This window comes from Microbacterium sp. CPCC 204701, from assembly GCF_004010105.1.
Classification (GTDB): Bacteria; Actinomycetota; Actinomycetes; order Actinomycetales; family Microbacteriaceae; genus Microbacterium.
The window spans coordinates 1-3383 of sequence record NZ_RRYE01000326.1; the positions used below are offsets into that span (position 1 = coordinate 1).

Genomic DNA, 3383 nt, shown 5'->3' on the forward strand with positions numbered 1-3383 from the left:
CGCGAGCGCCGCGACCTCGACCGGCTTCGCGGCCGCGACGAGCGCTGACATTCACGACAGCAGGTCATGCAGCCATCGCGTGCCGCGCACGGCGGCTCCGGCATCCGTCGCGCGCGCTGCCAGCCCGCGGTCGCTCGTGACGACCGTCACCGACCGACCCGCATCGACGAGTCGTCGCGCCTGCACGACGATCGCATCGTCACCCGATGCCTCAGCCCGCACCACATCCACACCTTCGGCATCGACGACCGCACGGGCCTCCCCCTCGACCACCACGACCCATTCGGGAAACCACGTGTGCTCGGGGAGCGCGAGCGCCTCGGCGGGCACGCCCTCCGACGCGAGTGCCGAAACCCGCCGCAGCAGTCGGCCCGTCGCGCCGGCGCGATCGCGCCACCACCCATCCGGCACCGAGCCGACGACGTTCGCCGCATCGACGACGATCGCGGGGCGTACCGGCATCAGACCCCGTAGCCGCTCCCATGAGCCGGCGAATCCCGGGTGCAGGGGGTGGCGGGTCACGTCGTCGACGGACACCCACGCCAGCTCGCGGCTCTCGGGGTCGCTGATCGCCGGCTCGAACGGCACGACCACATCGCCGACGAGCGTGGTGTAGCTCCAATATCCGAGGTCGAGCACGCTGAGCAGCCGCGGGCGGATCGCGCCGCGCGGCACGCCCGCCTCCTCCGCCGCCTCGCGCAGCGCGGCATCGCACGCCGACTCGCCTTCGTGAAGGGCGCCTCCCGGGAGCCCCCACGTGTCGCCGAAATGGCTCCACGAGACGCGGTGCTGCAGCAGCACGCCCTGGTCGGGATTCATCGCGAGCAGGCCCGCGGCGCCGAACCGGCCCCAGTAGCGCTCCCCCGTCGGTGCGACGACCCAGGCGTCCCCGGGGTCGCGAGGACCGTGCGGGCGTCGCGGCTCGCCGGGGGCGGGAGGCTCGATCGTCACCCTGTCAGCCTGTCACACCGTACGCCGGCCTTCGGGGCAGAATGTCCGGGTGGACTACGAGCTCGCCGACGACCCTGCCCGCATCCAGCGCGACGTCGTGTGGGGATGGCTGTCGACCGAGGCGTACTGGGGCCGCTGGCGCACACGAGCCCAGGTCGAGACGCAGCTCGACACCGCGTGGCGCGTCGTCGGCGCCTACCGCGTCGACACCGGCACTCAGGTGGGGTTCGCCCGGGCCGTGTCGGACGGCGTCGGCTTCGCCTACCTCGCCGACGTGTTCGTGCTGCCCGAGCACCGCGGCCACGGTCTCGGCAAGCGGCTGCTGCAGCTCATGATCGAAGACGGCCCGGGCCGCGACATGCGGTGGGCCCTGTTCACCGGCGACGCCCACGACCTGTACCGTCAGTTCGGGTTCACCGAGCCCGACCGCACCGCGATGGTGCGCCCTGCCGCGCAGCGCACGTGAGCGACGGATGCCTCTCGCCGAGGCATCCGTCACCGTCAGCGCTGGCGACGCTCGCGTACGCGCATGTTGATGACGATGGGCGTGCCCTCGAACCCGAAGAGCTCGCGCAGGCGCCGCTGGATGAAGCGGCGGTAGCCCGGGTCGAGGAAGCCCGTCGTGAACAGCACGAAGGTCGGCGGGCGCGTCGAGGCCTGCGTGCCGAAGAGGATGCGCGGCTGCTTGCCGCCGCGGACGGGGTGCGGGTGCTCCGCGACCAGCTCCGACAGGAACGCGTTGAACTTGCCGGTCGAGATGCGCTGATCCCACGAAGAGAGCGCGGTCTCGAGCGCGGGCACGAGTTTGTCGAGGTGTCGTCCGGTGCGCGCCGAGATGTTCACGCGCGGGGCCCAGGCCACGTGCGCGAGGTCCTGCTCGATCTCGCGCTCGAGGTACCGGCGGCGTTCGATGCCGTCCATGTCGTCGTCGTTCAGGCGATCCCACTTGTTGAACGCCAGCACGAGCGCACGACCCGACTCCAGCACGAGGTCGATGATGCGCACGTCCTGCTCGCTGAGCGGCTGGGTGACATCGAGCACGACGACGGCGACCTCCGCCTTCTCGAGCGCGGCCGAGGTGCGCAGCGATGCGTAGAAGTCCGCACCCTGCTGCAGGTGCACGCGGCGGCGGATGCCGGCGGTGTCGACGAACCGCCACAGCTTGCCGCCGACCTCGACGAGCTCGTCGACGGGGTCGCGTGTGGTGCCGGCCAGCTCGTTGACGACGACGCGCTCCTCGCCTGCGGCCTTGTTGAGCAGCGACGACTTGCCGACGTTGGGGCGCCCCAGGATCGCGACGCGGCGCGGGCCGCCGATCTCGTTCTTGGCGACGGCCGAGACGTCGGGCAGCACCTTCACGACCTCGTCGAGGAGGTCTGCGACACCGCGCCCGTGGATCGCCGAGACGGGGTGAGGCTCGCCGAGACCCAGGTTCCACAGGGCCGCGGCCTCGGGCTCCTGTCGGGCGTCGTCGACCTTGTTGGCGACGAGGAACACCGGCTTGCCGCTCTTGCGCAGCAGTCGCACCACATGCTCGTCCGTCGAGGTGGCGCCGACCATCGCGTCGACGACGAACATCACGACGTCCGAGAGGTCGATCGCGACCTCGGCCTGTGCGGCGACCGAGCGGTCGATGCCCTTCGCGTCGGGCTCCCAGCCGCCGGTGTCGACGATCGTGAAGCGGCGGTCCATCCACTCCGCCTTGTACGTCACGCGGTCGCGCGTGACGCCCGGCGTGTCTTCGACGACCGCCTCGCGGCGACCGAGGATGCGGTTCACCAGTGCGGACTTGCCGACGTTCGGGCGACCGACGATCGCGACGACCGGAAGAGCCGGCAGGATCTCTATGCCGTCGTCGCCGCGGACGAGCCCCGCCAGGAGCTGCGCGTCCTCGGTGTCGAGGTCGTAGTCCTCGAGGCCGGCGCGCAGCGCAGCCGCGCGCTGTTCGACGAGGTCGTCGTCGAGCGCGGCGAGGTTCTCGGCGAGGTGATCCTCGCCTGCGTCGTACTCCTCGAACTCGGAGCGGTCGTCAGCTGCCATCTCGGGCTCCTGTCTGCAGGGGACCATCCGCGGACGCGCCGAGCGTCTTGTCGATGACACCGAGCACGGCGTCCACGGTCTGGCCGAAATCGAGATCGGTCGAATCGACGACCTCGACGCCGGGAGCGGCGGTGAGGAAGTCGACGACCGACGAATCGGAGGCGTCGCGCCGGTGGAGGGCCGCGGCGACGGCCGCGGCATCCTGGTTCGTCAACTCGGCGCTGCGACGCGCGGCCCGCATCTCCGGCGCGGCGGTGAGCAGGATGCGCACCGGCGCATCGGGCGCGACCACCGTGGTGATGTCGCGGCCCTCGACCACGACTCCCGGGCGCCCCGACCCGGCGACGAGCGCGCGGAACAGCGCGTTCACCGACTCGCGCACGGCGGGCACG

At 71.7% G+C, this 3383-nt stretch carries 4 protein-coding genes; 1 reads left to right on the top strand and 3 read right to left on the bottom strand.

Translation table 11 applies throughout. From position 1 onward, the window contains the following. Positions 1-51: 51 nt before the first annotated feature. Positions 52-951 carry an NUDIX domain-containing protein gene (locus EIO58_RS14745; RefSeq protein WP_127820158.1) on the bottom strand — a complete coding sequence of 300 codons (900 nt, stop codon included), beginning with the start codon at positions 949-951 and terminating at the stop codon, positions 52-54. A gap of 49 nt (positions 952-1000) precedes the next feature. Here EIO58_RS14745 and EIO58_RS14750 point away from each other — a divergent pair, with 49 nt between their 5' ends. After that, a complete protein-coding gene (locus EIO58_RS14750; protein ID WP_127820159.1) occupies positions 1001-1417 on the top strand; it encodes a GNAT family N-acetyltransferase in 417 nt (138 codons plus the stop codon). 35 nt (positions 1418-1452) lie between these two features. On the opposite strand, the gene der is transcribed toward EIO58_RS14750, so the two are convergent. After that, a complete protein-coding gene (gene der, locus EIO58_RS14755; protein WP_127820160.1) occupies positions 1453-2991 on the bottom strand; it encodes a ribosome biogenesis GTPase Der in 1539 nt (512 codons plus the stop codon). Then, positions 2981-3383: (d)CMP kinase (locus EIO58_RS14760; protein ID WP_205789309.1), on the bottom strand; the 403-nt coding region annotated here is incomplete at its 5' end. The genes EIO58_RS14760 and der, both read right to left, overlap by 11 nt.